This window comes from Streptomyces sp. KL109B, from assembly GCF_030766935.1.
GTDB lineage: Bacteria > Actinomycetota > Actinomycetes > Streptomycetales > Streptomycetaceae > Streptomyces.
The window spans coordinates 435,991-462,920 of sequence record NZ_JASERL010000002.1 but is presented as its reverse complement, the minus strand read 5'-3'; the positions used below and the strand labels follow the sequence as shown (position 1 = coordinate 462,920).

At 71.0% G+C, this 26,930-nt stretch carries 22 protein-coding genes; 12 read left to right on the top strand and 10 right to left on the bottom strand.

Annotated elements, in window-relative coordinates:
- Positions 1 to 55: 55 nt before the first annotated feature.
- From RBJ65_RS07855 to RBJ65_RS07845, 3 genes are all read left to right on the top strand, one after another.
- Positions 56 to 820 (top strand): ANTAR domain-containing response regulator, encoded by a 765-nt coding sequence (locus tag RBJ65_RS07855; RefSeq protein WP_306316378.1) that lies wholly within the window; start codon positions 56 to 58, stop codon positions 818 to 820.
- A gap of 192 nt (positions 821 to 1,012) precedes the next feature.
- The gene (locus tag RBJ65_RS07850; RefSeq protein WP_306316379.1) at positions 1,013 to 2,308 is read left to right on the top strand and encodes an aminotransferase class I/II-fold pyridoxal phosphate-dependent enzyme; all 1,296 of its coding nucleotides are present in this window, start codon (positions 1,013 to 1,015) and stop codon (positions 2,306 to 2,308) included.
- Entirely contained in the window at positions 2,305 to 3,372 is a 1,068-nt protein-coding gene (locus RBJ65_RS07845; protein WP_306316380.1) for an MBL fold metallo-hydrolase, read from the top strand. The genes RBJ65_RS07850 and RBJ65_RS07845 overlap by 4 nt, the downstream gene beginning before the upstream one ends.
- Before the next feature lie 71 nt (positions 3,373 to 3,443).
- Here RBJ65_RS07845 and RBJ65_RS07840 read toward each other — a convergent pair whose 3' ends face one another.
- Entirely contained in the window at positions 3,444 to 4,070 is a 627-nt protein-coding gene (locus RBJ65_RS07840; RefSeq protein WP_306316707.1) for a DedA family protein, read from the bottom strand.
- 37 nt (positions 4,071 to 4,107) lie between these two features.
- Positions 4,108 to 4,881, bottom strand: a complete 774-nt coding sequence (locus tag RBJ65_RS07835; protein ID WP_306316381.1) for an MBL fold metallo-hydrolase — start codon at positions 4,879 to 4,881, stop codon at positions 4,108 to 4,110.
- A gap of 89 nt (positions 4,882 to 4,970) precedes the next feature.
- Between RBJ65_RS07835 and RBJ65_RS07830 the strand changes: the two genes are divergently transcribed.
- The 3 genes from RBJ65_RS07830 (at position 4,971) to RBJ65_RS07820 (ending at position 9,598) form a co-directional block, all read left to right on the top strand.
- A complete protein-coding gene (locus tag RBJ65_RS07830; protein WP_306316382.1) occupies positions 4,971 to 5,396 on the top strand; it encodes a hypothetical protein in 426 nt (141 codons plus the stop codon).
- A 544-nt stretch (positions 5,397 to 5,940) separates the two neighbouring features.
- The gene (locus tag RBJ65_RS07825) at positions 5,941 to 8,112 is read left to right on the top strand and encodes an alkaline phosphatase family protein (RefSeq protein ID WP_306316383.1); all 2,172 of its coding nucleotides are present in this window, start codon (positions 5,941 to 5,943) and stop codon (positions 8,110 to 8,112) included.
- Between the two features lie 91 nt (positions 8,113 to 8,203).
- Entirely contained in the window at positions 8,204 to 9,598 is a 1,395-nt protein-coding gene (locus RBJ65_RS07820; RefSeq protein WP_306316384.1) for an amino acid permease, read from the top strand.
- Positions 9,599 to 9,692: 94 nt separating this feature from the next.
- Here the strand turns inward: RBJ65_RS07820 and RBJ65_RS07815 are convergent, their stop codons facing one another.
- Positions 9,693 to 11,324 (bottom strand): DUF6345 domain-containing protein, encoded by a 1,632-nt coding sequence (locus RBJ65_RS07815; RefSeq protein WP_306316385.1) that lies wholly within the window; start codon positions 11,322 to 11,324, stop codon positions 9,693 to 9,695.
- 257 nt (positions 11,325 to 11,581) lie between these two features.
- On the opposite strand from RBJ65_RS07815, the gene RBJ65_RS07810 reads away from it, so the two are divergent.
- Complete coding sequence (locus tag RBJ65_RS07810; protein WP_306316386.1) at positions 11,582 to 12,010, top strand: OsmC family protein; 429 nt, start codon at positions 11,582 to 11,584, stop codon at positions 12,008 to 12,010.
- A gap of 106 nt (positions 12,011 to 12,116) precedes the next feature.
- A complete protein-coding gene (gene dnaK, locus RBJ65_RS07805; RefSeq protein ID WP_306316387.1) occupies positions 12,117 to 13,991 on the top strand; it encodes a molecular chaperone DnaK in 1,875 nt (624 codons plus the stop codon).
- Between the two features lie 29 nt (positions 13,992 to 14,020).
- Here dnaK and RBJ65_RS07800 read toward each other — a convergent pair whose 3' ends face one another.
- From RBJ65_RS07800 to RBJ65_RS07780, 5 genes are read right to left on the bottom strand one after another with little or no spacing between them, the layout of a single operon-like run.
- Positions 14,021 to 14,884 (bottom strand): helix-turn-helix transcriptional regulator, encoded by an 864-nt coding sequence (locus tag RBJ65_RS07800; protein ID WP_306316388.1) that lies wholly within the window; start codon positions 14,882 to 14,884, stop codon positions 14,021 to 14,023.
- A gap of 20 nt (positions 14,885 to 14,904) precedes the next feature.
- On the bottom strand, positions 14,905 to 15,627 hold the full coding sequence (gene narI, locus RBJ65_RS07795; protein WP_306316389.1) for a respiratory nitrate reductase subunit gamma: 723 nt from the start codon (positions 15,625 to 15,627) through the stop codon (positions 14,905 to 14,907).
- Positions 15,624 to 16,214 (bottom strand): nitrate reductase molybdenum cofactor assembly chaperone, encoded by a 591-nt coding sequence (gene narJ, locus RBJ65_RS07790; RefSeq protein ID WP_306316390.1) that lies wholly within the window; start codon positions 16,212 to 16,214, stop codon positions 15,624 to 15,626. Before narJ ends, narI begins: the two co-directional genes overlap by 4 nt.
- Entirely contained in the window at positions 16,214 to 17,845 is a 1,632-nt protein-coding gene (narH, locus tag RBJ65_RS07785; protein ID WP_306316391.1) for a nitrate reductase subunit beta, read from the bottom strand. The genes narJ and narH overlap by 1 nt, the downstream gene beginning before the upstream one ends.
- On the bottom strand, positions 17,845 to 21,531 hold the full coding sequence (locus RBJ65_RS07780; RefSeq protein WP_306316392.1) for a nitrate reductase subunit alpha: 3,687 nt from the start codon (positions 21,529 to 21,531) through the stop codon (positions 17,845 to 17,847). The genes narH and RBJ65_RS07780 overlap by 1 nt, the downstream gene beginning before the upstream one ends.
- 212 nt (positions 21,532 to 21,743) lie before the next feature.
- On the opposite strand from RBJ65_RS07780, the gene RBJ65_RS07775 reads away from it, so the two are divergent.
- The gene (locus RBJ65_RS07775; RefSeq protein ID WP_306316393.1) at positions 21,744 to 22,163 is read left to right on the top strand and encodes a hypothetical protein; all 420 of its coding nucleotides are present in this window, start codon (positions 21,744 to 21,746) and stop codon (positions 22,161 to 22,163) included.
- Here the strand turns inward: RBJ65_RS07775 and RBJ65_RS07770 are convergent.
- A complete protein-coding gene (locus RBJ65_RS07770; protein ID WP_306316394.1) occupies positions 22,153 to 22,968 on the bottom strand; it encodes a helix-turn-helix domain-containing protein in 816 nt (271 codons plus the stop codon). The genes RBJ65_RS07775 and RBJ65_RS07770 overlap by 11 nt on opposite strands.
- 39 nt (positions 22,969 to 23,007) lie before the next feature.
- Between RBJ65_RS07770 and RBJ65_RS07765 the strand changes: the two genes are divergently transcribed.
- Positions 23,008 to 23,313, top strand: a complete 306-nt coding sequence (locus RBJ65_RS07765) for a 4a-hydroxytetrahydrobiopterin dehydratase (protein ID WP_306316395.1) — start codon at positions 23,008 to 23,010, stop codon at positions 23,311 to 23,313.
- Between the two features lie 49 nt (positions 23,314 to 23,362).
- Here RBJ65_RS07765 and RBJ65_RS07760 read toward each other — a convergent pair whose 3' ends face one another.
- Positions 23,363 to 23,887, bottom strand: coding sequence for a hypothetical protein (locus RBJ65_RS07760; RefSeq protein WP_306316396.1), 525 nt, complete (start codon positions 23,885 to 23,887; stop codon positions 23,363 to 23,365).
- Positions 23,888 to 23,955: 68 nt separating this feature from the next.
- Between RBJ65_RS07760 and RBJ65_RS07755 the strand changes: the two genes are divergently transcribed.
- Positions 23,956 to 24,975, top strand: coding sequence for a YafY family protein (locus RBJ65_RS07755; protein WP_306316397.1), 1,020 nt, complete (start codon positions 23,956 to 23,958; stop codon positions 24,973 to 24,975).
- Between the two features lie 47 nt (positions 24,976 to 25,022).
- Entirely contained in the window at positions 25,023 to 26,915 is a 1,893-nt protein-coding gene (locus RBJ65_RS07750; protein ID WP_306316398.1) for a rhamnogalacturonan lyase, read from the top strand.
- The last annotated feature ends 15 nt before the right edge of the window (positions 26,916 to 26,930 follow it).

The window sequence follows — 26,930 nt, the reverse complement described above, 5'->3', positions numbered from 1 at the left end:
CACGGTTTTCGGGAGCCGGGTACGGGAAGCCGACCAACAAGGAGGCTCGAACCCGATGCGACAGTACGTGCAGGCCGAACAGGACAAGGACGCGGCCCACGTCAGGAGGTATCAGGCGATGCCGACCCAACTGGCCGCGCGGACACCGGAGTCGGGGCTGCCTGCCCGGCGGCTCTCCGAACTCGCCGAGGAGGCCGTGCGGTGCACCGCGCAGTGCTGCGGCGCCGTGGCCACCGCGAGCGACGGCACCGGCGAGCGGCCCACCGCCGTCACCCACCCCGACCTCGCCGCCCTCGTCTCCGTACAGGACAGCTCCGGCGACGGGCCCATCCCGGCCGCCGAGGAGCGCGGCGACCCGGTCGACGCCAGCGATCTGCTGAACGACCGGCGCTGGCCCGACTACCGGGCGCTCGCGCTCGACTCCGGGGTGCGCTCCAGCGTCACCATCCCGTTCCGCAGCGCCGACCTCACGGTCACGCTCAGTCTCTACAGCTTCCGCCCCGGCTCCCTTGAGGACGCCTCGCACGGCCCGGTCCGCGCGCTCGGCGACCTGGCCGCGAGCTGCATGGTCCGCGACCGCTCCTACGAGGCGGCCCTCACGGAGGTCGACCAGCTCGGCTCGGCCCTGCGCTCACGTCCCGTGGTCGACCAGGCCTGCGGCATCGTCATGCACGTGCTGGGGTGCGATCCGGACGACGCGTTCGCCGTGCTGCGCCGAATCTCGCAGACGACGAACCGAAAGCTGTCGGACGTCGCGTCCGCCGTCGTCCAGCGGCGCGGCCGCGGCCTGGAGCGCGAATTCACCGCCCTGGCCGACTGACCCGTTCGTCGTATCGAGCCCCGCCGGCGATTGAGGCGCGGGGCCCGGGGCAGAGCCCCGAGGCGTGGGAACGGGTGACCGCACGTCGTCGGAGGCAGCGACACGGCACGTGGCACGCACGCCGCGCGCGGATCCCGGGCAAGGTGTGACGCTGGAGGAAGGCGCAGACCGAGCGGACGGCACGGAGGCAGCATGCGGTCATCGTCGGACCCCACGGCCCGAACCCCCGGCACCACCCGGAGACCCGAAGGGCGCGGCCCCGTGCGGTACGGGCCACCGTTGCCGGAGGCCGGGCTGCCGGTGCTGCCGGAGCTGGCCGCCATGGTCGCGGGGGCCGCGGGCCGGGCCACGTGCGAACCGCCCGGCGGGGCACCCGCGCTGCTCGAAGCGGCGTGCGGGTACTGGCGGCGGCGCGGCCTCGACGCCGAACGGGAACAGCTGGGCGCGGCGCCGGGCGCGGCCCCGCTGCTGCTCGCGCTCACCGCCGCCCTCGGCGGCGACGTGCTCGTGCCCCGGCCCTGCTCGGCGTGGTGGGTGCCGCAGGCCCGGCTGCTCGGCCGCGCCGTCTACCACGTGCCGACGCCCGCAGAGTGCGGCGGCGTCCCCGACTCGACCGCCTTCCTGGAGACCGTCCGCCGGGTCCGCGCCGAGGGCGGCGACCCCCGCCTCCTGATCCTCTCCGTCGCCGACGACCCGACGGCGACCGTGCCGCCGCCCGAGGTGCTGCACGAGGCCGTGGAGGCGGCCGCCGCCGAGGGCGTCCACGTGATCAGCGACGAGACCTGGCGGGACACCGTGCACCCGGGCGCGGACTCCGTCCTGTTCAGCCCCGCCGAGATGTACCCGCGCGAGGTCACCGTCCTCAACGACCTGACCGGCGCGTTCCTGCCGCCCTCACTGCCCGCGGCCTGCGCCCGGTTCCCCGCCACCGAGCGCGGCGCCCGGCTGCGCGCCCGCGTCCTCGACTTCCTCACCGCGACCGGCGCGCTGCTCCCGGCGCCGGTCGCGGCCGCGGCGACGTACGCCCTGAACGAACCGGACGAGATCACCGAACGCCGCAGGACCGGCGCCGCACTGCACGCGCGCGTGGCCGGGGCCCTGCACCACGCCGTGCTCGCGGCCGGCGGCCTCGCCAGACCGCCCCGCGCCGGGCGGCACCTCTACATGGACCTGGAGGAGCTGCGGCCCCGGCTCACCGACCTCGGCGTCACCGACTCCCAGGAGCTGGAGGACTTCCTCGGCGAACGCCTCCGCATGCCGGTCCCCGGCGGCCACCGCTTCGGCGACGAACAGGGCGCGCTGCGCGCCCGCCTGTCGACGGGCCCGCTGCTCGGATCAACCCCCGAGGAACGCCGGGCGTCTCTCACCTCACCGGAGCCCTTGGAATTGCCGCACGTGGCAAGGGTGTTGACCATGGTGGGAGCGACGCTGCGCGCCATCGGCGACGGTGCGGGAGCGACCGGCGAAGGATGGGAGTCCGAGCGATGACGCAGGCGTCCGAAGCACCCTCTGCCGAAGGGACCGCGCAGCGGGCTGATGCCACCGCGTCCCTCCGTCCCCTCGTCGAGCCGCGGCCGCTCGACGGGGGAGACACCGGAATCCGGGACGTGCCGCGCCGCTGGCCCAAATCCTTCGCCCACCGCCTGACCGCCCCCCTGCCGGGCCTGCGCGCCCTCGCCCGCTTCGCCCGCGAGGGCGCGCTCAGGCCGCCCGCCGACAGCCTGACCTCCGACATCCCGAAGCTGCCCTTCGCCCCGGGACCGCTCCCGGACGTCGACGCCCGCACCGTCGCCGTCACCTGGGTCGGCCACGCCAGCTGGATCGTCCGGATCGGCGGCCTCACCGTCCTCACCGACCCCGTCTGGTCCCGCAAGATCCTCGGCACCCCGGCCAGGGTCACCCCCGCCGGTGTCGCCTGGACCGCGCTGCCGCCCGTCGACGCGGTCGTCATCAGCCACAACCACTACGACCACCTGGACTGGCCGACCGTAAAAAGACTCCCGCGCGACACCCCGGTCCTCGTACCCGCCGGTCTCGCCCGCTGGTTCACCCGGCGCGGCTTCACCCACGTCACCGAGCTCGACTGGTGGGAGGCCGCCGAGCTGAAGGGCGTCCGCTTCGACTTCGTGCCCGCCCACCACTGGTCCAAGCGCAGCCTCGTCGACACCTGCCGCACCCTGTGGGGCGGCTGGGTCCTCACCGACCCCGAAGGGCAGCGCCTCTACTTCGCGGGCGACACCGGCTACGGCCACTGGTTCTCCCAGATCGGCCGCCGCTACCCCGGCATCGACCTCGCGCTGCTCCCCATCGGCGCGTACGACCCGCGCTGGTGGCTGAAAGACGTGCACTGCGACCCGGAGGACGCGGTCCGCGCGGCGCGGGACGTGGGCGCGCGCCGGATGGCGCCGATGCACTGGGCGACGTTCCTGCTCTCCGCCGAACCGGTCCTCGAACCCCTCAACCGGCTCCGTACCGCCTGGAGCGCGGCGGGCCTGCCGCGCGCCGCGCTGTGGGACCTGCCGGTGGGCGGCTCACGCGTGCTGACTGCCTGACCCCGCCGAATCAGCCTCGCCGGCGATTGAGGCGCGGGGTCCGGGGCAGAGCCCCGGGAGCGCAACGACGGCTACGCGTGCTGGCCCGACACCCGCCGCCGCAGCCTGCGCCACAGGCTCGGCAGCGCGCTGATCAGCACCGTCAGGGCGATCGCCGCGACGACCCCCTGCCACGGCTCGGGGAACAGCGAGCCGCCCAGAATCCCGATCACCTGGTACGTCGCCGCCCACGCGAGGCAGGCCGGGATGTCACCGCGCCCGAACTGCCGCACCGGCATCTTCGCCAGCAGGCAGGCCAGCATCACCGGGATCCGCCCCGCCGGTACCAGCCGCGACAGCACGAGCACCATCACCCCGTGGTCGCCGAGCTTGTCCTGCGCCTGCGCGAGCCGCTCCTCCGGGGCCCGCGAACGGATCGCCTCCAGCCACTTCGACCCGTTCTTCGACCGCATGCCGCGCCGCCCCAGCCAGTACAGGACGATGTCACCGAGGAACGCGGCGAGCGCCGCCACCACGAAGACCAGCACCAGCGAGAACGGCGCGCTGTGATGGAACGCGACGACGGCCGCCGAACTCACCAACGCGCCCGTCGGAATGATCGGAACGAGCGCCCCGAAGAACACGAGCAGGAACAACGACGGGTAGCCGACGGCCTGTTGCGTCGACTCGGGCGGCACCTGGGCCGCGGCGGACAGCATCACCGGCACGCCCCCGAGGGCGGCGTCTGCGGCCGTCTCATCCGGCCACCTCCGGCCGCACGCTCTCGCCCTGCTCCAGCCGGTGCACCGCCACGCCCGGCGCCTTCAGCGCCGCCTGCCGTACGAACTCGTCGCCCGGCGCGTGGAACTCGTGCGGCCGCACCGCGTCCATGCCGATCGGCCAGTACGTGCCGTAGTGCACCGGCACCGCGCTGCGCGGCGCGATCCGGGCGAGCGCCTCGGCGGCCCGCCCGGCATCGAGATGCCCGGCCCCGAGGTAGGGGCCCCAGCCGCCCACCGGCAGCAACGCCACATCCACCTCGCCCACGGCCTCCGCCATGCCGTCGAAGAGCCCGGTGTCACCCGCGAAGTACGTACGCGCCGCACCGCTCACCACATACCCGAGCGCCGGAGCCGAGTGCGGGCCGACCGGCAACCGCCGCCCGTCGTGCTCCGCGCGCACGGCCTCTATCGCCACGTTCCCGACCTCGACCCGTGACCCCGCCTCCACCTCGATGATCTTCAGCGTGGTGAGCTTGCGCAGCGCGGGCACGGCGCGCGGGGCGCCCTTCGGCACCAGCACGCGCGTACCGGGCGCGAGGCGCGCCAGCGAGGGCACGTGCAGATGGTCGGCGTGCAGATGCGAGACGAGCACGACATCCGCCTCGGCGGCGCGCGGCGGCGGAGGCGCGCCCCGGCGGCGGCGCAGATGCGCCAGGCGCCGGGCGAAGAGCGGGTCCGTGAGCACGCGCGTGCCCGCGTCCTCGACCGTGCAGGTGGCATGACCCCACCAGGTGATCTCCACCGGCACGCCTGCTCCCTTCGACACCTTCGTGCGACTGCCTTGAGCCTACGTGCAGGAGTAGGGTCGACGCCGAATGCTGTGGTGAGGGGGGACGCATGGGGGCATCCGACGGGAGCGGCGACGCCGTGCGGGTCGCGGCGATCGCCAGCCTGGTCCCGCTGGAGGAGCTGGACGAGGACCCCTTCCTGGTGGACTCGCGCAGCCAGCACGCGATGTGCGCGCGCTGGGCCGCGGAGCGCGGCTATGTCATCACCCGTGAGTTGTTGGTGCACGCCGTCCGGCCCGACCACGAGGTCCTGTGGGCCGACGTCGACGCGGGCCTCGTGGACGTCTTCGTCGCCCCCTGCGAGCGGGTTCTGCGCGCCGCCCTCCGATCGGTCGACGCGTTCTCCGCGGAGTGCGCGCGGCGCGGCATCCGCCTCGAAACGGCGGGCCTCGCGGAACCCGCCTACGACGCCCAGATGAAGGCCCGCGTCCACCGTCGCCTCTCGATGCCGACGGCGGGCTACGACGGCTGCTGACCTTCTTCCACCCACCCGCGGTTACGCCCTCGGGGCTCCGCCCCGGACCCCGCGCCTCAATCGCCGGCGGGGCTTGATTTGTGGAGACCACCGCCGATGAGGCTTGATGCGTCGGGACCATCGTTGATGGGGGCTTGATGCGTGGGGACCATCGTCGATGGGGCGTGAAGTGTCGGGACCATCGTTGATGGGGGCTTGATGCGTGGGGACCATCGTCGATGGGGCGTGAAGTGTCGGGACCATCGTTGATGGGGGCTTGATGCGTGGGGACCATCGTCGATGGGGCGTGAAGTGTCGAGATCATCGTTGATGGGGGCTTGATCTGTTGGGATCACCGACGATGGGCGGGAAGGGGTGCGGCCACTGCCGGGCGGGGCTGGAGCATCGAGACCGGCGGGGGGCGCCGATCAAGCCCCTGCGGCGATTGAGCAGCGGGGTCCGGGGCAGCGCCCCGAGTCCGCAACCACGGGTGGCCGCAAAAGGTGTGAAACGCTGACCCCAAGAGACCAAAGCGGACGCGCACCGCGACGAAGGGAGCCCGGAAGTGGCCGGAGGCCGTTGGCGGAGGGCCGGAAGCACAGCCTGGCGATCGGTCGCGGTCTGGGTCGCCTGCACCCTGACCATGATGATCCTCGCCGGCCTCCTCCCGGACTTCCAGCTGAAGTCCGACGACGGCGACAGCATGACCCGCGTAGCCATCACCGCCGCCCTCGGCGCCGCCGCCTTCGCCCTCCTCTCGGCCATCGTCTGGCCCCTCCTCGTCCGCGCCCTGCTCCTCGTACCGGCGCTCGTCCTCGGCCTCGTCGTCTTCTTCCTCAACGGCGCGCTCCTGCTGATCGCCCTGCACCTCATCCCCGACGGCAGAGGCGAGGCAGGACTCGAGACCGCGGTCGTCGTCGCCGCGGTGATGTCCGCCGTGGCATCGGCCGCGGGCGGCGCGCTCGCCGTCCGCGACGACGAGGCGTACCGCAGGCGCCTGTACCGCCTCGCCGACCGACGCCGCCGCAAGGGCCAGGACGACCCCACCGCCTGCCCGCCCACCCCCGGCACCGTCTTCATCCAGCTCGACGGCGTCGGCCACGAAGCGCTGCGCCGCGTCGCCCGCGACGACGTCATGCCGACCATCAGCGGATGGCTGCGCGACGGCAGCCACCGCCTCACCCCGTGGCGCACCGACTGGTCGAGCCAGACCGGCGCCAGCCAGCTCGGCATCCTGCACGGCTCCAACCACGACGTCCCTGCCTTCCGCTGGTACGAGAAGGACACCGGCGAGACCCAGGTCTCCAACCGCCCCACCAGCGCTGCCGAACTCCAGCGCCGCGCCGTCGCGCACACCGGCGACGGCGGACTGCTCACCGTCGACGGGGCCAGCCGCGGCAACCTGTTCAGCGGGGGAGCGGAGCAGGTCGCGCTCGTACTGTCCGTCGCCGCGCGCCGCGGCAAGGAGAACCGCTCGCGCGCCGGATACTTCGCGTACTTCTCCGACCCCGCGAACGCCGTCCGCACCGCCCTCTCCTTCTTCGCCGAGGTCGGCCGCGAGATCGGCCAGTCCACGCGTGCCCGCGTCTGCAAGCAGCGGCCCCGGATCGGCCGCGGTGGCCTGTACCCGTTCATCCGCGCCTTCGCGACCGTCGTCGAACGGGACGTCGTCGTCGCCGCCGTCATCGGCGACATGCTCGCGGGCCGCAGCGCCGTCTACGCCGACCTCGTCGCGTACGACGAGGTGGCCCACCACTCGGGCCCGTTCGGCCGCGACGCGGAGCAGGTCCTCGAACGCCTCGACCGCTCGCTCGCACTCCTCGTGAAGGTCGCCGAGCACGCGCCCCGCCCGTACCGCATCGTCGTCCTCTCCGACCACGGACAGAGCCCCGGCGAGACCTTCCGCGGCCGCTACGGCCTCACCCTCCAGGACCTCGTCCGCGCGGGCTGCGGGCTTCCCGTGTCCCGCAAGGCGGGCCGCACCCGCAGCGGCGCCGAGGCCCGCGCCGCCGTACGAGCCGCCCTGCACCGCCCCGTCGAGGAACCCACGCACAAGACGGGGCGCCGCAGCGAACCCGTCGTCCTCGCCTCCGGAAACCTCGGCCTCGTCTCCTTCCCCGACGTCCCGCACCGCATGACCCGCGAGGAGATCGACGCCCGCAACCCCGCCCTCCTGCCGACCCTCGCCAACCACCCCGGCATCGGCTTCCTCCTCGTACGCAGCGAAGAACACGGATCCGTCGTGCTCGGCGCGCAGGGCGCCGAAGTACCGATCGCCGAACTGGCCGACGGCGAGGGCCCGCTCGCCGACTTCGGGCCCGGCGCCGCCGACGCCGTGCGCCGCACCGACTCCTTCCCGCACACCGCCGACATCATGGTCAACTCCATGTACGACCCCGTGGACGGCGAAGTCCTCGCGTTCGAGGAGCAGATCGGCTCGCACGGCGGCCTCGGCGGCGCGCAGAGCCGGCCGTTCCTGCTCTCCCCGGCCGAGCTGTCCGCACCGGTCCCGGAAGGCGGGACGCTGGTCGGCGCCGAGCAGGTGCACCACGTGCTGCGCCGCTGGCTGAGCGAGGGGCACGGCCCGCAGGTCCCGATGGCGGTCACCCCGCTGCCCCTGGCGGCGGCGCACTCGACGGAGCCCCAGGTCAGCGCCGTGGAGAATTCCCTCCGACGGGAGCCCGGCGGTGGATCATTTGCGGCCACGCCCCCGGAGCCGCAGGACAATTCCGCCTGATTTGGAGCGGGGCGGGAGCCCACCGGACCATGGGGCGGCCACCCGGCGATCCCGCGGCGGCACCAGCACCAGTCGAGAGGCCCATCCCCCCATGCACGACACCGGGACCGCCCCCGCTCCGACGGCTCCGGCACCGGAAGACCACCAGAACCACGAGAGCCGGCACGCCCGCCGGTTCGGTCTCCCCATCGCCACGGCCCTCGTCATGGGCAACATCATCGGCGGCGGCATCTTCCTGCTGCCCGCGTCCGTCGCCCCGTACGGCACGATCTCGCTCGTCGCCTTCGGAGTCCTGACGGTCGGCGCCATCGCCCTCGCGCTCGTCTTCGGACGCCTCGCGAAGCGGCACCCGCAGACCGGCGGCCCCTACGTGTACGCCCGCGAGGCCTTCGGCGACTTCGCCGGGTTCCTCGCCGCCTGGTCGTACTGGATCACCACGTGGGTGTCGAACGCGGCGCTCGCCGTCGCGGCCGTCGGCTACCTGGACGTCCTCCTCCCCATCCACGGCTCCACGCTCTGGACGATCGTCGCGGCCCTGGCCTGCCAGTGGCTCCCGGCCCTCGCCAACCTCGGCGGCACCCGCTACGTCGGCGCCGTCCAACTCGTCTCCACCGTCCTGAAGTTCGCGCCGCTGCTGCTCGTCGCGATCGGCGGCCTGTTCTTCTTCGACGCCGACAACCTCGGCCCGTTCCAGGGCGGCGGCGACTCCCCGGTCGGCGCGATCTCGGCCTCCGCCGCGATCCTGCTCTTCAGCTACCTGGGCGTCGAGTCCGCCTCCATGAGCGCGGGCGAGGTCCGCGACCCGGAGCGCAACGTCGGCCGCGCCACCGTCCTCGGCACCGGCCTCGCCGCCCTCGTATATCTCCTCTGCACGGTCTCCGTCTTCGGCACGGTCGCCCACGACAAGCTCGTCGACTCCACGGCCCCCTTCACCGACGCCGTCAACGCCATGTTCGGCGGTACGTGGGGCGGTACGGCCGTCGCGATCGCCGCGCTCGTCTCCATGGTCGGCGCGCTCAACGGCTGGACGCTGCTCGCCGCGCAGGCGCCGTACGCGCCCGCGAAGGACGGCCTGTTCCCGGCGGCGTTCGCCCGCAAGAAGCGCGGCGTCCCGACGTTCGGCGTGATCGTCGGCGTCTCCCTCGCCTCGCTCCTGACGATCTACAACTACACGGCGGGTTCCGGCGGCGTCTTCGAAAGCCTCGTCCTCATCACCACCTTCACGGCGACGGTCCCCTACCTCCTCGCCACCGGCGCGCAGATCTACTTCCTCCTGTCCGGCCAGTCCGACCGCGTCAACAAGGGCCGCCTCGCCCGCGACATGACCCTCGCGCTCGCCGCCTTCGGCTTCTCCATGTGGCTCGTCGGCGGCGCCGGCTACGCGGCCGTCTACCAGGGCGTCCTCTTCCTCTTCGTGGGCGTCCTCGTCTACGCCTGGATGTCCGCCCGCAAGAAGCGCGCAGCCGGGAGCCCCGCCGGCGATTGAGGCGCGGGGTCCGGGGCGGAGCCCCGAGACGCAGGATCGGCCGACCCGCACACAACGTACGGACCGGCCGACCCTGCCCCGACCCCCGTCGGCCTCACCTCGCGATCGGCGCACTCACCCACCGCAACTTCTTGTACATGCTGTCCCGCTGCCCGATCTCGATCAGCTTCCGCGCCGCGGGATACGCCTCGTTCCCCTCGACCTCGTACCCGACCTCCAACGACCCGGGCACATCCCGTACCTCCAGCCGCGCCTCGATGTCCGCGGCCGAGCGCTCACTGTCCGCGGCCATCGCCGACAGATGGGAGATCCGCCGCTGCTGCGCCTCGTCGAGCGCCTGCCGCGGATCCCGCGACCCGGGCGAGGCCATCGCCTCCGTGCCCCGGCCGGCCGGCGGCGCCACCGCGGAGGCGGGCGTGCGCGTGTCACCGGTGGGCCTGCGCGTCGACACGGTCGCCTGGACGACGGTGCCGTCGTTGTCGAGCGCGACCCGGAACTCACCGCGCCCCGGCGTGATCACCGGTACGCCGTCGAAGGCCTGCCGGAACGTGACGTGCGTCTGCAGCGAGACGGGCTCACCGATCTGCGAGCCGTCCTTCCTGCCGCTGTTCTGCATCAGGTCGTGCACGCCGTCCACGACCAGCTCGACGCCCTCCGCATGCTCCTGCGCGAACTGCCGCGCGATCTCCACGGCCCGCTCGGTGGGCAGCTGCCGCGTGTTGCGGTGGTTGGCCTCGGCGAGCTTCACCCACCGCACGGCCTGCGGAGCCGTCGACACGAACCGGTCGCCGGAACTGGCGCTGAGCACGCCCTGCCGCTCGACCTGCACCTCTTGCAGCGCCGCCGCCGGGAAGTGCGCCAGCTCGCCCATCCTGGCGATTTCCTCGCTCGGGTCGCGCGGCGCGAGCTGCACGATCTGCGGGGTCTGGGGCGCCTGCGTCAGCGGGTCGCGCAGGCCCTGGCGCGCGTAGTACCAGCGCCACGCGTACCAGCTGTCGGAGACGTGGTCACGGTAGAAGAACCGCTCACCGTTGAGCCGGTTCTGCGCCTCGGCCTGGGTCGCGCCCGTGGCGGCCACCGAGGGCGCCTGACCGTGGTAGATGTCCCAGCTCGCGTTGAGCCACGCGTCGCAGAACGTCTGCCCGGCCCGCCACTTCTCCCAGAACTTCGAGCCGTAGTCCGGGCTGTCGATGCTCGTCGTCTCGAACCCGAAGATCATGCGCGAGCCGAGGTTCGGCCCCGCCCACGTCCGCACCGGTGAGTGCCCGTCGAGGACGCGCAGCGAGTTGCACGTCGACCAGAAGACGTAGTTCACCTTCTCGTTGCCGAACGCCATCCGGTTGGAGATCGCGTCCGAGCGCCCGTCCCACACCCCGCCGAGCGGCGCGAAGAACACCCCGTTGCCGTCCATGCCGCCGTGCCCCGAGTGGTACACGGCGACCACGGCGTCCATGCCGTACCGGTCCTGCCAGTTGTCGTACGTCTCCTCGTACGCCCACACCTGGACGCCCGCGTCCGCGAACCAGAAGTTGCGGTCGTAGGACTGCTGCAGATACGCGAGCCACCCCTTCGCGTCGTCGTGCGTGTGCGACAGCGGATTCTGGTTGACGAACTTCTGAATGCTGAACGCGCCCCACCAGCCGAACGTCGAGTCCCTGTCGGCGGCGGCGCCCGGCTTGCCGGTCTCCAGTGGTGACGGACCGCGGTCCGCGTAGATCATGCGCATGGTCAAACCCCCTGCGAATCCCCGTGGACCCCCCGTGCGGGAGGCCCCAAAATGTCACCGCCCCGCCCCCTTGCCCAGCGCGCTTTCCAGCCACATACCAAGCCCAATCAAGCCCCGCCGGCGATTGAGGCGCGGGGTCCGGGGCAGAGCCCCGCGACCGCGACCACGCCTCCCGCAAACAAGCCCCCGCACCCCCGGATGTGGTCGGATGGAACGGCACACGCACACGCACACCCACAACCCCGGAAAGGACCCCCGTGGCAACGACCCGCTCCGCCCACACCGTGTGGGAAGGCACCCTGTTCGAGGGCACCGGCACCGTCACCTTCGACTCGTCCGGCATCGGCCAGCAGCCCGTGTCCTGGCCGTCCCGCGCGGAGGAGGCGAACGGCAGGACCAGCCCGGAGGAGCTGATCGCCGCCGCGCACTCCTCGTGCTTCTCGATGGCCCTGTCCAACGGCCTCAGCGGCGCCGGCACCCCGCCCACCAAGCTGGTCACGTCCGCGGACGTGACGTTCCAGCCGGGCGAGGGCATCACCGGCATCCACCTCACGGTCGAGGGCTCCGTGCCCGGCCTCGACGAGCAGGGCTTCCAGGCGGCCGCCGAGGACGCCAAGAAGAACTGCCCGGTGAGCCAGGCGCTGACCGGCACGACGATCACCCTCACGGCCAAGCTCGGCGGCTGAGGCCCGCCCTGAAGGTCCGCGCTCTTGACGTAGGCCCGCTCACGCCCTGTCCTGGATCCCAGGACGACGACGTGAGCGGGCCTTCGCCAGGAAAAGGGGACACGTCATGGGGCGTGCGGTCGGTATCGATCTCGGTACGACGAACTCGGTGGTGGCCGTACTGGAGGGTGGTGAACCCACCGTCATCGCCAACGCGGAGGGCGCCCGCACCACCCCCTCCATCGTCGCCTTCGCCAGGACGTCCGCCGCCGAGGTGCTGGTCGGCGAGGTCGCGAAGCGGCAGGCCGTCACGAACGTCGAGCGCACCGCGCGCTCCGTCAAACGGCATATGGGCGACGGGAGTTGGCGCTTCCCGGACACCGGCGACATCGACGGCCACCGGTACAGCGCGCAGGAACTCTCCGCCCGCGTCCTGCAGAAGCTGAAGCGCGACGCCGAGTCGTATCTCGGCGAGGACGTCACCGACGCCGTCGTCACCGTGCCCGCCTACTTCGACGACGCGCAGCGCCAGGCCACCAAGGAGGCCGGCGAGATCGCGGGCCTGAAGGTGCTGCGCATCGTCAACGAACCGACCGCCGCGGCCCTCGCTTACGGGCTCGACAAGGGCGACGAGCAGACGGTCCTCGTCTTCGACCTCGGCGGCGGCACCTTCGACGTCTCGCTCCTGGAGATGGGCGAGGGCGTCATCGAGGTGAAGGCCACCAACGGCGACACCCAACTCGGCGGCGACGACTGGGACCAGCGGATCGTCGACCATCTCGTACGGCAGTTCAAGAACGGTCACGGAGTCGATCTCGCCGGCGACAAGATGGCCGTGCAGCGGCTGCGCGAGGGCGCCGAGAAGGCGAAGATCGAGCTGTCCTCGTCGACCGAGACGAATGTGAACCTGCCCTACATCACCGCCTCCGCCGCCGGGCCGCTGCACCTCGACGAGAAGCTGACGCGCGCCCAATTCCAAGAGCTGACGGGGGACTTGCTGGACCGCTGCAAGAAGCCGTTCCACCAGGCCGTGCAGGACGCGGGCGTCGAGCTGAAGGACGTCGACCACGTGATCCTGGTCGGCGGCTCCACGCGCATGCCCGCCGTCACCGAACTCGTCAAGGAACTCACCGGCAAGGACCCGCACAAGGGCGTGAACCCGGACGAGGTCGTCGCCGTCGGCGCGACGTACCAGGCCGGTGTGATCCGCGGCGACGTGAAGGACGTGCTGCTGCTCGACGTCACCCCGCTCTCCCTCGGCATCGAGACCAAGGGCGGCGTGATGACCAAGCTCATCGAGCGCAACACCACCATCCCCACCCGCCGTTCGGAGATCTTCACCACCGCCGCCGACAACCAGCCCTCCGTCGGCATCCAGGTCTTCCAGGGCGAACGCGAAATCGCCGCCTACAACAAGAAGTTGGGCGTCTTCGACCTCACGGGCCTGCCGCCCGCCCCGCGCGGCGTCCCGCAGATCGAGGTCACCTTCGACATCGACGCCAACGGGATCATGCACGTCGCCGCCAAGGACCTCGCCACGGGGCGCGAGCAGAAGATGACGGTGACGGGCGGCTCGGCGCTGCCGAAGGACGAGATCGACCGGATGATGCGGGAGGCCGAGGCGCACGCCGAGGAGGACCGCACGCGCCGCGAGGCGGCGGAGGTCCGCAACGAGGCGGAGCAGCTCGTCTACCAGACGGAGCGCTTCCTGCGCGAGAACGAAGAGCGGGTACCGGCCGACACCAGGACCGAAGTGGAGGATGCCGTACGGGAGTTGAAGACCGTACTCGAATCGAAGGAAGCCTCCACGCAGGAGCTGCGCGAGGGTGCCAGGAAGCTGGCCGAGGTCAGCCAGCGGATGGGCCAGGCGATGTACCAGGCGGCGGCCGCGCAGTCGCAGGACTCCCAGGCCACGCAGGAGGACGCGCCCCCGTCGAAGGGCGAGGACGTCGTCGACGCCGAGATCGTCGACGACGACAAGGACAAGGGCAGCTCCTCATGAAGGGCAACGGCAGCTCCTCATAAGGGAGTTCAGCCGAGCCGGTCCCGCGCCTCCCGCAGCAGCTCCACCGTCCGCTCCGCCCCGGCGGCCTGCGTCACGAGGTGGTCGAGCACCTCCAGGTGCATGCCCACCTCGTCCCGCGCGTCCAGGTACAGGGCCCCGGTCACGTACTCGCTGTAGACCATGTCCGGCAGCTCCCTGACGGGGAACCGGAACAGCGTGAACGGGCCGAACGTGCCGGGGTGCGGCCCCGTCGCGAACTCGGCTATCTGGAGTGTCACGTTGGGGCGCCGCGTCGCCTCGACGAGCCGGTCGAGCTGTCCGCGCAGCACGTCGGGGCCGCCGGGCGCGCGGCGCAGCACCGTCTCGTCCATGACGACCCACAGATGCGGCGAGTCCTCCCGGTCGAGCAGCGACTGCCGCGCCATCCGCAGATCGATGTGCCGGTCGACCTCGTCGGGCCGGGAGCGGCCCACCGTGCCGGCGTCGAAGACGGCCCGCGCGTACGCCTCCGTCTGCAACAGGCCGGGCACGAAGTGCGGTTCGTAGGCGCGGATCATCGAGGCCGCGCCCTCCAGGCTGACGTACAGGCTGAACCAGTCGGGCAGCACGTCGTGGAACCGCTGCCACCAGCCGGGCAGGTTCGCGTCCTCGGCGAGCGCCACGAACGCCTCGATCTCGCGCTCGGGAACCTCGTACAGCTCCAACAGCATCTGTACGTACGGGATCTTGAGCGCGACCTCGGCCGTCTCCATCCTCCGGATCGTCGCCCCCGCCACGCGCAGCGGCCGTGCCGCCTCCTCGCGCTTGAGCCCCGCGGCCTCCCGGAGGTCGCGCAGGCGCCGGCCGAGTACGACCTGGCCCACGGTGGGGGCGGGCCGTCTTTCACTCACCTTTGTCCGTCCCCCCAGGGTTAGGAGCCGGTGCGCTCCCACCCCCGACGGTCCGGCCGTGCGCCGAGGCGCCGCGGGTCGCGGCTGCGGTAGACGACGTACGGGCGGAACAGGTACTGCACCGGCGCGCTGAACATATGCACGAGCCGGGTGAACGGTACCAGTGCAATCAGTAGCATGCCCACTACTGCGTGAATCTGATAGAGCGTAGGCACCCCGTCCATGAGCGCCACGTCGGGGCTCAGCGTGAACAGGCTGCGCGACCACGGGGCGATGGTCTGCCGGTAGTCGTAGCCGCTGCCGCCGGAGTGCGTGAGCTTGGCGACCATGCCGAGGACGAGGGCGCCGAGCAGGAACACGTACATGGCCTTGTCGTTGCGCGTCGTGGCGCGCAGTACCGGCGCCTTGGTGCGCCGCCGGTAGACGAGCATCGCGATCCCGGCGAGCGCGAGCACGCCCGCGAAGGTGCCGCCGATCAGCGAGAACATGTGGTACGTGTGCTCGCTGACGCCGACGGCCTCGGTCCACGACTCCGGGATGAACAGGCCGACGATGTGGCCCACGAGGACGAACAGGATCCCGTAGTGGAACACCGGCGACGCGATGTTGAGCAGCTTCGACTCGTAGACCTGCGACGAGCGGGTCGTCCAGCCGAACTTGTCGTAGCGGTAGCGCCAGACGGTGCCCGCGACCAGCAGGACGAACGCTACGTAGGGCAGGACGCCCCAGATCGCCGTATTCACCTGGCGTGCTCCGTTTCGAGGAGGGGGAGGAGTCCGAAGGGTTCGAGGCCGACGTCCTCGCGGGGCGGCCCGGAGCGGGCGAGGGCCTGCGCCTCCGCCTTGTCCTTGGGGGAGGGTCCTGGCAGCGCGGCGCACACGGCGTTGAGGACGACTCCGTACGGGGTGCCGTGGTCGGTGAGGGCGAACCGCAGCAGTTCGATGCCCGGCCGGTTCTCCTCCAGGAGGAACGGGCCGGCCTGCGCGGAGAATTCGAGGACGGCGGGCAGGAAGTCCGGGAGTTCCTCCCCGGTGAACTCCATGCCGTGCTCCCGGTAGATCTCCTTCATCCGCACCAGCGACATGCCCCGGCGCCGGGTGTCGCCGTCGCGCCACCACGTCAGGTACAGGCTGTGCCGGTTCTTGAAGTCGAAGACCTGCACGTAGTGCGCCGCCAGCTCCTGCATGGGCGTGGCCTCGGCGTGCTCGACGAAGGGGGCGAGCTGCGGGGCGGCCGCGCGGACCAGCGGAAGCCGCTCGTAGAACTCCTCGTCGGGGTACGTGAGGCAGAGCGCGGACGCCTGGAAGAGCAGAGAGGTCCGGTCGGTCATCAGCTGTCCTCCTTGGCGACGCTGTCCGTGCTGTCGGCGGTCTGGCGTTCCTTGCTGAGTTCGAAGTTCTCGACGGAGACCACGGGCAGCAGCTTGCGGCCGTCGGCGACGGTCGTCCCTGAGTCGCCGCCGAAGGGCCCTTCGCCGCCCATGCCGGGCCCGCCCTCGTGGTCGAGCGAGCAGGTGTCCGACGGCAGCGCCGACTCCTCCAGGCGCTCCGCGTCGCCGACCGCCGCGGTCGGGATCACGTACCGGTCCTCGTACTTGGCGATGGCGAGCAGCTTGTACATGTCCTCGATCTCCTCGGGGGACATGCCGATCGACTCGGCGATCGAACTGTCCGGCAGGTCACCGAGGTTGATGGACCGCATGTGCGAGCGCATCGCCGCGAGCTTCTCCAGCGAGGCGCGTACGGGCTTGGTGTCTCCCGCCGTGAAGATCTCCGCCAGGTATTCGAGGGGGATGCGCAGCGCGTCGATCGCGCCGAACAGGTTGCCGTGGTCCTCGCCGTCGTGCCCGGTCTCGGTGAGCGCGTCGACGACGGGGGAGAGCGGCGGGATGTACCAGACCATCGGCATCGTCCGGTACTCCGGGTGCAGCGGAAGCGCCACCTTGTACTTGCTGATGAGCGCGTGCACGGGCGAGCGCCGCGCCGCCTCCATCCAGTCCCACGGGATGCCGGCCTCCTCGGCGGCCCGCTGCACGGCGGGGTCCTCCGGGTCGAGGAAGACGCCCAACTGCTCCTCGTACAGGTCGTGTTCGTTCGGCGAGGAGGCGGCCTCCGTAACCTTGTCGGCGTCGTAGAGCATGACACCGAGATACCTGAGCCGCCCGACACATGTCTCGGAGCAGACGGTCGGAAGGCCCACTTCGAGCCGCGGATAGCAGAGCGTGCACTTCTCGGCCTTGCCGGTGCGGTGGTTGAAGTACACCTTCTTGTACGGGCAGCCGGTCACGCACATCCGCCAGCCGCGGCAGGAGTCCTGGTCGACGAGGACGATGCCGTCCTCGACCCGCTTGTACATGGCGCCCGAGGGGCACGAGGACACGCACGACGGGTTGAGGCAGTGCTCGCAGATCCGCGGCAGATAGAACATGAAGGTCTGCTCGAACTGGAACTTGACCTTCTCCGCGGCCTGTTCGCGGGTCTTCTCCACCATCGGGTCGAGATCCCCGTACTCGGTCGAACCGCCGAGGTTGTCGTCCCAGTTGGACGACCACTCGATCTTCATCGGCTTGCCGGTGATGAGCGAGCGCGGCTCCGCCACCGGGTAGTCGTCGCCGAGCGGGGCGTCGGTGAGGTTCTTGTAGTCGTACGTCCAGGGCTCGTAGTAGTCCTTGATCTCGGGCAGCTTGGGGTTGGAGAAGATGCCCGCGAGCTTCTTGAAACGGCCGCCCGCCTTCAGCTTCAGGGCGCCCTTCTTGTTCAGCTCCCAGCCGCCGCGCCACTTCTCCTGGTCCTCGTAGCGCCGCGGATACCCCTGCCCGGGGCGGGTCTCGACGTTGTTGAACCAGACGTACTCCATGCCGTTGCGGTTGGTCCACGCCTGCTTGCAGGTGACCGAGCAGGTGTGGCAGCCGATGCACTTGTCGAGGTTCATGACCATCGCGACCTGAGCCATGATGCGCATCAGTACTGGACCTCCTGGGAGCGGCGGCGGATGACCGTGACCTCGTCGCGCTGGTTGCCCGTCGGGCCGAGGTAGTTGAACGCCCAGCTCAACTGGGCGTAGCCGCCGATGAGATGGGACGGCTTGAGGATCAGCCGGGTGAGCGAGTTGTGGATGCCGCCGCGCTTTCCTGTCGTCTCCGCCTTAGGGACGTTGACGGTGCGCTCCTGCGCGTGGTGCATGTAGACCGTGCCGGCGGGCATGCGGTGGGAGACGATGGCGCGCGCGACGACGACACCGTTCCGGTTCACCGCCTCGATCCAGTCGTTGTCCTTCACGCCGACCGACTCGGCGTCCTCCGGGGACATCCAGATGGACTGGCCGCCTCGGGACAGTGCCAGCATGAACAGGTTGTCCTGGTACTCGGAGTGGATGGACCACTTGTTGTGCGGAGTGAGGTACCGGACCGTGACCTCCTTCTCGCCGTCGGGCCCGAGCCGTGGCTCGCCGAACAGCCGGTTCATGTCCAGCGGCGGCCGGTACACCGGCAGCGCCTCACCCAGCTCGTGCATCCAGTCGTGGTCGATGAAGAAGTGCTGACGCCCCGTCAAGGTGTGCCAGGGCTTGAGGTGTTCGGTGTTGAGGGTGAACGCCGTGTAGCGGCGCCCGCCGGACTCGCTGCCCGACCACTCCGGCGAGGTGATCACCGGCACGGGCGCGGCCTGCGTGTCCGCGTACGTGATGCGCTTGCCCTCGTGCTCGGCTGACAGGTGCGCCATCTCCTGCCCCGTACGAGCCTCAAGGGTGTGGAAGCCCTGGGTGGCGAGGCGGCCGTTGGTGGTGCCGGACAGGGCGAGGATGGTGTTCGCCGCCTTGACCGCCGTGTCGAGGGCGGGCCGGCCGTCGGCGGGGCCGCCGCGCACCGTGCCGTTGCGCTCGCGCAGCTCCGTGACCTCCTGGTCGGGCTTGAGGGCGATGCCCTTGGCGGGCAGGCCGAGCTGCTCGACGAGCGGGCCGAGTGCGGTGAACTTGGCGCCGATCGCGGTGTAGTCCCGCTCCACGTGGACGAGGTTCGGCATCGTCTTCCCCGGCACCGGCTCGCACTCGCCCTTGCGCCAGTCCAGGACGACGCCGCCCGGCTGTGCGATCTCACCCGGGGTGTCGTGCTGAAGCGGCGCGGCCACCAAGTCCTTCCGTACGCCCAGGTGTTGGGCCGACAGCTCGCTGAGTTTGAAGGCGAGCGCCTTGAACGTGTCGAAGTCGCTGCGCGCCTGCCACGGCGGGTCCACGGCCGGGGTGAACGAGTGGACGTAGGGGTGCATGTCCGTGGAGGACAGGTCGTGCTTCTCGTACCAGGTGGCGGCGGGCAGCACGACATCGGAGAGCAGCGTCGACGAGGTCTGCCGGAAGTCGAGGGAGAGCAGCAGGTCGAGCTTCCCCTCGGGGGCCTCGTCCCGCCATGTCACGGTCGTGGGCCGCTCGTCGGGGGAGGCCTCTTCGGCGCGCAGCGAGGAGTGCGTGCCCAGCAGATGCTTGGTGAAGTACTCGGCGCCCTTCGCGGACGAGCCGAGCAGATTCGCCCGCCAGAGGGTGAGGACGCGCGGCCAGTTCTCGGGCGCGTCCGGATCCTCACAGGCGAACTTCAGGGACCCCGCCTTCAGTTCGGCGACGGTGTCCTCCACGGACTGCTCACCGAGCGCGAGCGAACTGCGGTCGAAGGTCGGGTACGAGGGCATCCACCCGGACCGCGCCGACAGGGCCAGCACATCCGCGCCGGTCATGCCCTCGAAGGCACCCTTGCCGAGCGGCGAGGCGAGTACGTCCGCGCCGAACTTGTCGTAGCGCCACTGGTCGGTATTGGTGAACCAGTACGCCGCGCCGATCATCTGCCGCGGCGGCCGCGACCAGTCGTTGGCGGACGCGAGGGAGGCCCACCCGGTGACGGGCCGGCACTTCTCCTGCCCGACGTAGTGCGCCCAGCCACCACCATTGCGGCCCTGACACCCGGTGAGCTGGAGCAGGGACAGGAAACCCCGGTAGATCGTCTCGGAGTGGAACCAGTGATTCGTCCCGGCGCCCATGAGAATCATGCAACGCCCGCGCGACTTCTCCGCCGTGCCCGCGAACTCCCGCGCGATCTTTACGCACTTGGTGGCCGGTACGGACGTGTGGATCTCCTGCCAGGCCGGGGTGCCGGGGCTGTCCGCGTCGTCGTACGAGGAGGGCCACTCGCCGGGGAGCCCGTCGCGCCCGACGCCGTACTGCGCGAGCAGCAGGTCGAACACGGTCGTCACCAGCGGCCCGCCCTGCCCGCCGAGCCGCGTGGCGGGCACACCGCGCCGGACGACCTCGCCACGGCCTTGGCCGTGGGTGCCGCCGTCGGTGTCGAATCGCGGCAGCAGCACCTCTACGCCACCGGCGACATCCGAGTCGTGCAGGCTCAACTTCGGCTGGATATTGCCCAGTTCGAGATTCCACTTGCCCTTGCCCGACTCGGTCCAGCGGAAGCCGAGCGAACCGTTCGGCACGACCGGCTGCCCGGTCGCCTCGTCGAGCACGGCCGTCTTCCACTCGGCGCCCTCGCCGCCCTGACCGAGGTCGGAGGCGCGCAGGAACTTCGAAGGGACGTACGCGCCGTCCTTCTCGTCGAGCGTGACGAGGAACGGCAGGTCGGTGAACTTCTTGACGTAGTCCGAGAAGAAGGGGGTGTCACGGTCGACGAAGAATTCCTTCAGGATCACGTGCCCCATGGCGAGCGCGAGCGCCCCGTCGGTCCCCGGATGCGGGTGCAGCCACTCGTCGGCGAACTTCGCGTTGTCCGCGTAGTCGGGCGCGACGACGACGACCTTCTGGCCCCGGTACCGGGCCTCGGCCATCCAGTGCGCGTCGGGCGTCCTGGTCACGGGGACGTTCGAGCCCCACATCATCAGATACGCGGCGTCCCACCAGTCACCCGACTCCGGCACGTCGGTCTGGTCGCCGAACACCTGCGGAGAGGCGACGGGCAGGTCCGCGTACCAGTCGTAGAACGACAGCATCGGCGCGCCGATGAGCGACATGAACCGGGCCCCGGCGGCATGGGACACCATCGACATGGCGGGGATGGGCGAGAACCCGGCGACGCGGTCGGGCCCGTACGTCTTGATGGTGTGCACGTGCGCCGCGGCGACGATCTCCACGGCCTCGTCCCACGTGGCACGCACCAAGCCGCCCTTGCCGCGCGCCTGCTGATACCTCCGGCGGCGCTCGGGATCGGCCTGGATGTCGGCCCACGCAAGGACCGGGTCGTGCAGCCGCGCCTTCGCCTCCCGGTACATCTCCACGAGCACGCCGCGGATGTACGGGTAGCGGACGCGGGTCGGCGAGTACGTGTACCAGGAGAACGCGGCGCCGCGTGGGCAGCCGCGTGGCTCGTACTCGGGGCGGTCGGGCCCCACGCTCGGATAGTCGGTCTGCTGGGTCTCCCAGGTGATGATGCCGTCCTTGACGTACACCTTCCACCGGCACGAGCCGGTGCAGTTCACTCCGTGCGTGGAGTTCACGACCTTGTCGTGGCTCCAGCGGTCCCGATAGAAGACGTCCCCGTCCCGACCGCCCTTGATCTGCACGCTGTGCAGGTCCGCGGAGGCGGTCCCCCTCCGGAAGAACCGGCCCGCGCGCAACAGCGCGGCGTCCGGCTCGGTCGGGGTGCGTGTCGTATCCGTCACCGTTAGCTCCCTCGATGTCCCGTTCTGGGCACGCTAATGGCCGTGCGGCGCGGGCACATCTCGGCGGAGTCCGTATGAGGTGAGTGGAGGTGGATGAGGCTGGTGAGGCCTCATTACCCCGGGAGTAATCGACCCGCCAGTGGGGCGCGGGCAGGGTGGTGGAACCGGTACGGGAGTGCCGGTGACCGATTCGACGACGGAGGGTGATCCTGATGTCCGCCACTACGCTCACCACGGCCCCGCCCCGGTCCGTTACCTCCTGGCTGCGCCGCGTCCTCGCCTTCGACGCCGCCGGCACCGTTCTCAACGGCATCGCCTACGCCGTCGCGTCCGGCCCGATCGGCCGGTTCCTCGGTATCGACCCGGGGCTGATGCTCGGCCTCGGCATCGGGCTCATCGCGTACGGTGCCGCCGTCGGGGCCCTGGCCGCAGGCGGCAACCCGCCCGCGCTCGGCGTACGCACCGTGATCGAGGCGAACCTCGCGTGGACGGTACTCAGCTTCATCGCGCTCTTCGCGTGGCTGGAGCCGAGCACGGCCGGGGCGGTGTGGGTGCCGGCGCAGGCCGTGGTGGTGGGCGCGCTGGCGGGGCTCCAGCACGTGGCGCTGCGCTCGACGCGGGTCAACTCATAGTGGACTGAAGGTACTTGACGGTCGCCGGGTCGGCCGGGAGGAGCGTCTCCACGGCCAGCTCGGCGACGGTCACGTCCATCGGGGTGTTGAAGGTCGAGATGGACGATACGAACGACAGCACGTGCCCTTCGTGCTCGATGACCATGGGGAGGGCGAAGAACGGCAGGGGGTCGGCGCTTTCGGGGTGGGCGTCCCCGGCGTCCCCGGCGTCCCCGTCGTCGTCGGTCTCCGGCATCGGATACCCGGCCACCTCCTCGTACAGCTCCCGCAGCGCGTCGGACCTGGTCAGCGCGATCTGCCGCGTCATCTGCTCCAGCAGGTGCCCCCGCCACGCGCCCAGGTTCCGGATCCGCGGGGCGAGGCCCTCCGGGTGCAGGGCGAGGCGCATCGCGTTGAGCGGGGTGGTGAGCAGGTGCTCGGGCAGTTCGGACATGAGCATCGCGAGGCCGTTGTTCGCGGCGATCACGTTGTACGTCCCGTCGACGACGAACGCCGGATAGGGCTCGTAGCCGCGCAGCAGGGTGTCGAGCCCCTCGCGCAGCACGTCGAGCGCGGGGTCGTCGAGCGGGGTCTGCGTGAAGCGTGGGGCGTAGCCCGCCGCGAGGAGCAGGGCGTTGCGCTCGCGCATCGGTACGTCGAGGTGTTCGGCGAGCCGCAGCACCAGGTCCTCGCTGGGGCGGGAGCGGCCCGTCTCCACGAAGCTGATGTGCCGGGCCGAGGAGTCGGAGCGCAACGCGAGCTCCAGCTGGCTGATCCGCCGCCGTTCCCGCCAGTCGCGCAGCAGCGCGCCCACTTGTGACGTCATGGGAAGACCGTAACCCGGTTCCGGTGGCACGCTGGAGGCATGGCTACGGAACCGCTCTCCCAGAAGGACATCGAGGACCGCCTCGCCGAACTGCCCGGCTGGTCCCTAGACGGCGACGCCATCACACGTACGTACCGCCTGGCCTCGCACTTCGCGGCGGCGGCACTGGTCGTGCACATCGCCCAGGCCCAGGAGGACCTGAACCACCACTCGAACCTCGTCCTCGGCTACAACACGGTCACCCTCACCGTGAACACACACGATGCGGGTGGGGTGGTGACGGCGAAGGACTTCGGGCTGGCGGAGAAGGTGGAGGCGTTGGCGGTGGCGCACGGGGTGAGTTGACGCGGGGGCCGGGGCACAGCCCGCCCGGCGGGGTGTTCGTGACGCACGTTCACCCGCGTCGCGTGAACGCCATCGTCCAGTTCAGCAGCCATGTCCGGCCCTCGTCGACGGAGAACGACTGCTCCCAGCGTGCGGTCGTCGCGCTGATTCCGGACCACGTGAACCGCACCCGTACGTCCCGCCCGTCGTGGGTGTCGTCTCCGTAGAACGCGCCGCGTCCGTCCGCGAACTCCCCGATCACCGGAGGGAAGAGGCGGCCCGTGCGGTCGGTGGACCAGTTCAGGGACCAGGTGCGGGTCGCCGGGTCGAAGAGGCGGAGGGTGAGGCCGGTCCAGCCCTGCGTGGGCACCGGCATCTCGTCGATGTTCGCGGCGCCGCCGAACAGGCTCCAGCAGCGGTTCGTCGCCGTGAACTCCTCCCAACCGCTGTCCGGGGCGAGGAAGTCGAGGCGGCGGCGATGCGCGACGTCCCACTCGCCGAAGAGGAAGTCGAAGTCGTGCGGGGTGCTGCCGTGCGGGGTGCTGTCGTGAGAGGTGTCGGCGTGTGCGGTGGTCTTCGTCTCCTGGAATGTCATGCCGGGACAGTAGGGCCGCTTCACTGACATCCTGTGTCAGTGAAGTCAGGGAAGTCGGTGAAGTGCTCATGAAGGCGCGGAGGCTCGTCTCGATTCTGCTTCTGCTGCAGACCAGGGGGCTGATGACCGCCGCCCAACTCGCCGCCGAGCTGGAGGTGTCCGTCCGCACCGTGTACCGGGACGTCGACGCGCTGCACGCCGCCGGGATCCCGCTGTACGGCGACGCCGGGCACGCGGGTGGCTACCGGCTCGTCGACGGCTACCGCACCCGGCTCACCGGCCTCACCGCCGACGAGGCGGAGGCGCTGTTCCTCGCCGGGGTGCCGGGGCCCGCCGCGGACCTGGGGCTCGGGCCGGTGCTGGCCGCCGCCCAGTTGAAGGTGCGGGCCGCGCTCCCCGCCGAACTGCGCGCGCACGCCGACCGCGTCAGCGCCCGCTTCCACCTCGACGCGCCCGGCTGGTACGCGGAGGAGGACGACGGCGCCGCCGCGTATCTGCCCGCCGTCGCGGACGCCGTGTGGAACCGGAGGGCCCTGCACGTCACGTACCGCCGCTGGCGCGAACCGACCGACGTGGAGCGGCGGTTGGAGCCGTACGGGCTCGTGCTCAAGGCCGGCCGCTGGTACGTCGTGGCGTCGGCCGGGACGGGTGGGGCGGGTGGTCCCCGGGTGTACCGCGTCGATCAGATTCTGGAACTTCGGGCCACAGAAGAGGAGTTCAGTGCGCCGGACGGGTTCGATCTGGCCGTGTTCTGGGCGGCGCATCAGGCGGAGTTCCATCGGCGTCTGCACACCGGCGAGGCCGTCGTACTCCTCGCTCCCGGCGCCGTCGACCGGCTCGGCGGGGCCGCGGCGCGGGCCGCGCGTGCCACCGGCCGTACCGGAGCCGACGGCAGGCTGCGCGCCCGGCTGCCCATCGAGTCGGTGGGCCACGCCCACGACGAGTTCCTGCGCCTCGGCGCGGACATCGAGGTGCTGGAACCGGTGGAGCTGCGCGAGCGGATCGCGGCCACGGTGCGCGTGCTGGCGCACACCTACGCGGGCGGCCGCCCCGCGACCGGCAACCCTTCACCCCACGGCGGCAACTGAGGAACGCACACGACCGCACCCGCCGACCCACACCCCCAGGAGCGCCGATGTCCCGGTCCCGCCCCCGCCCGCCGTACCAAAGACCCCACCGCAGACGCCGCAGTCTGCTGCTCGCCGCCGCCACGGCCGCCGCCCTCGCCGGAACCGCGCTCACGTTCCTGCCCTCCGACAACGCCTCCGCCGCCACCGCCCGCCAGGCCGAAGCCCTCGACCGCGGCCTTGTCAGCGTCTACACCGGCACGGGGAACCTGGTCAGCTGGCGGTGGCTCGGCACCGACCCGGACAACGTGGCGTTCAACGTCTACCGCGCCGGCACGAAGGTCAACTCGACGCCCATCACCGGCTCCACGAACTACTTCCACGAGGGCGCGCCCAACTCCGCCGACTACACGGTCCGCGCCGTCGTGAACGGCGTCGAGCAGGCCGACTCGCCGCACGCCATCCAGTTCCGGTCCGGTTACAAGGACGTACCGATCTCCCCGCCCGCGGGCGGCACGACACCGGACGGCGTCGCCTACACCTACGAGGCCAACGACGCCTCCGTGGCGGACCTCGACGGCGACGGCGTCCTCGAATTCGTCCTCAAGTGGCAGCCCACCAACGCCAAGGACAACTCGCAGTCCGGCTACACCGGCAACACGTACGTCGACGCCGTCAAGCTCGACGGGACGCGGATGTGGCGGATCGACCTCGGCCGCAACATCCGCTCGGGCGCCCACTACACCCAGTTCCAGGCGTACGACTACGACGGCGACGGCAAGGCCGAGGTCGCCATGAAGACCTCCGACGGGACGAAGGACGGTAAGGGAACCGTCATCGGCAACTCGTCGGCCGATTACCGGAATTCGAGCGGATACGTACTCTCCGGGCCCGAGTACCTCACCATGTTCAACGGGCAGACCGGCGCCGCCATGAGCTCCGTCGACTACGTTCCCGGGCGCGGCACGGTGTCGTCGTGGGGAGACTCGTACGGGAACAGGGTCGATCGCTTCCTCGCGGGCACGGCGTACCTCGACGGCGCCCGGCCCTCGCTCATCATGGCGCGCGGCTACTACACGCGCAGCGTCATCGCCGCCTGGGACTGGCGCGACGGCAAGTTCACGCGCCGTTGGACCTTCGACACCAACTCCTCCACCAACTCCGGTAAGGGGTACGACGGTCAGGGCTCGCACAGCCTCTCCGTCGGAGACGTCGACAACGACGGCAAGGACGAGATCGTCTACGGCGCGATGGCCGTCGACGACAACGGCAACGGGCTGTGGACGACGAAGACCGGGCACGGTGACGCGCAGCACCTCGGCGACCTCGACCCGTCCTCCTCCGGCCTGGAGTACTACAAGGTCTCCGAGTCCACGTCGCAGCCCGCCGCGCTCTACATCAACCCCGCCAACGGCGCCGTGAAGTGGAAGCTCGCCGCCTGCTGCGACAACGGCCGCGGCGTCGCCGGGGACATCTACTCGGGCAACGACGGCGCCGAGGCATGGTCGTCCTCCGACTCCTCGATCCGCGACGAGGCGGGCGCGACGAAGGGCCGCAAGCCGTCCTCCACCAACTTCCTGTCCTGGTGGGACGGAGACACCACCCGTGAACTCCTCGACGGCACCCACATCGACAAGTACGGCACGTCCTCCGACACCCGCCTCCTGACCGGGTCCGGCGTCCACTCCAACAACGGCACCAAGGCCACACCGTCCCTCTCCGGAGACATCCTCGGTGACTGGCGCGAGGAGGTCGTCTGGCCGACCACCAACAACACAGCCCTGCGGATCTACTCGACGCCCGTCCAGACGTCGACCCGCATCACCACACTCCTGCACGACACCATGTACCGCACGGGTCTGGCCTGGCAGAACACCGCGTACAACCAGCCGCCGCACCCCAGCTTCTTCATCGGCAACAAGATGGCGACGGCGCCGCGGCCGACCATCACCACTCCGTAGGTCTCCGGGACGGGC

Excerpts from the sequence above, each read along its gene's own strand:
- RBJ65_RS07855 (WP_306316378.1), top strand. The coding sequence starts at position 56 with ATGCGACAGTACGTGCAGGCCGAACAGGACAAGGACGCGGCCCACGTC.
- RBJ65_RS07850 (WP_306316379.1), top strand. The coding sequence starts at position 1,013 with ATGCGGTCATCGTCGGACCCCACGGCCCGAACCCCCGGCACCACCCGG.
- RBJ65_RS07845 (WP_306316380.1), top strand. The coding sequence starts at position 2,305 with ATGACGCAGGCGTCCGAAGCACCCTCTGCCGAAGGGACCGCGCAGCGG.
- RBJ65_RS07840 (WP_306316707.1), bottom strand. The coding sequence starts at position 4,070 with ATGCTGTCCGCCGCGGCCCAGGTGCCGCCCGAGTCGACGCAACAGGCC.
- RBJ65_RS07830 (WP_306316382.1), top strand. The coding sequence starts at position 4,971 with ATGGGGGCATCCGACGGGAGCGGCGACGCCGTGCGGGTCGCGGCGATC.
- RBJ65_RS07820 (WP_306316384.1), top strand. The coding sequence starts at position 8,204 with ATGCACGACACCGGGACCGCCCCCGCTCCGACGGCTCCGGCACCGGAA.
- RBJ65_RS07815 (WP_306316385.1), bottom strand. The coding sequence starts at position 11,324 with ATGCGCATGATCTACGCGGACCGCGGTCCGTCACCACTGGAGACCGGC.
- dnaK (WP_306316387.1), top strand. The coding sequence starts at position 12,117 with ATGGGGCGTGCGGTCGGTATCGATCTCGGTACGACGAACTCGGTGGTG.
- narJ (WP_306316390.1), bottom strand. The coding sequence starts at position 16,214 with ATGACCGACCGGACCTCTCTGCTCTTCCAGGCGTCCGCGCTCTGCCTC.
- narH (WP_306316391.1), bottom strand. The coding sequence starts at position 17,845 with ATGCGCATCATGGCTCAGGTCGCGATGGTCATGAACCTCGACAAGTGC.
- RBJ65_RS07775 (WP_306316393.1), top strand. The coding sequence starts at position 21,744 with ATGTCCGCCACTACGCTCACCACGGCCCCGCCCCGGTCCGTTACCTCC.
- RBJ65_RS07770 (WP_306316394.1), bottom strand. The coding sequence starts at position 22,968 with ATGACGTCACAAGTGGGCGCGCTGCTGCGCGACTGGCGGGAACGGCGG.
- RBJ65_RS07765 (WP_306316395.1), top strand. The coding sequence starts at position 23,008 with ATGGCTACGGAACCGCTCTCCCAGAAGGACATCGAGGACCGCCTCGCC.
- RBJ65_RS07760 (WP_306316396.1), bottom strand. The coding sequence starts at position 23,887 with ATGACATTCCAGGAGACGAAGACCACCGCACACGCCGACACCTCTCAC.
- RBJ65_RS07755 (WP_306316397.1), top strand. The coding sequence starts at position 23,956 with ATGAAGGCGCGGAGGCTCGTCTCGATTCTGCTTCTGCTGCAGACCAGG.
- RBJ65_RS07750 (WP_306316398.1), top strand. The coding sequence starts at position 25,023 with ATGTCCCGGTCCCGCCCCCGCCCGCCGTACCAAAGACCCCACCGCAGA.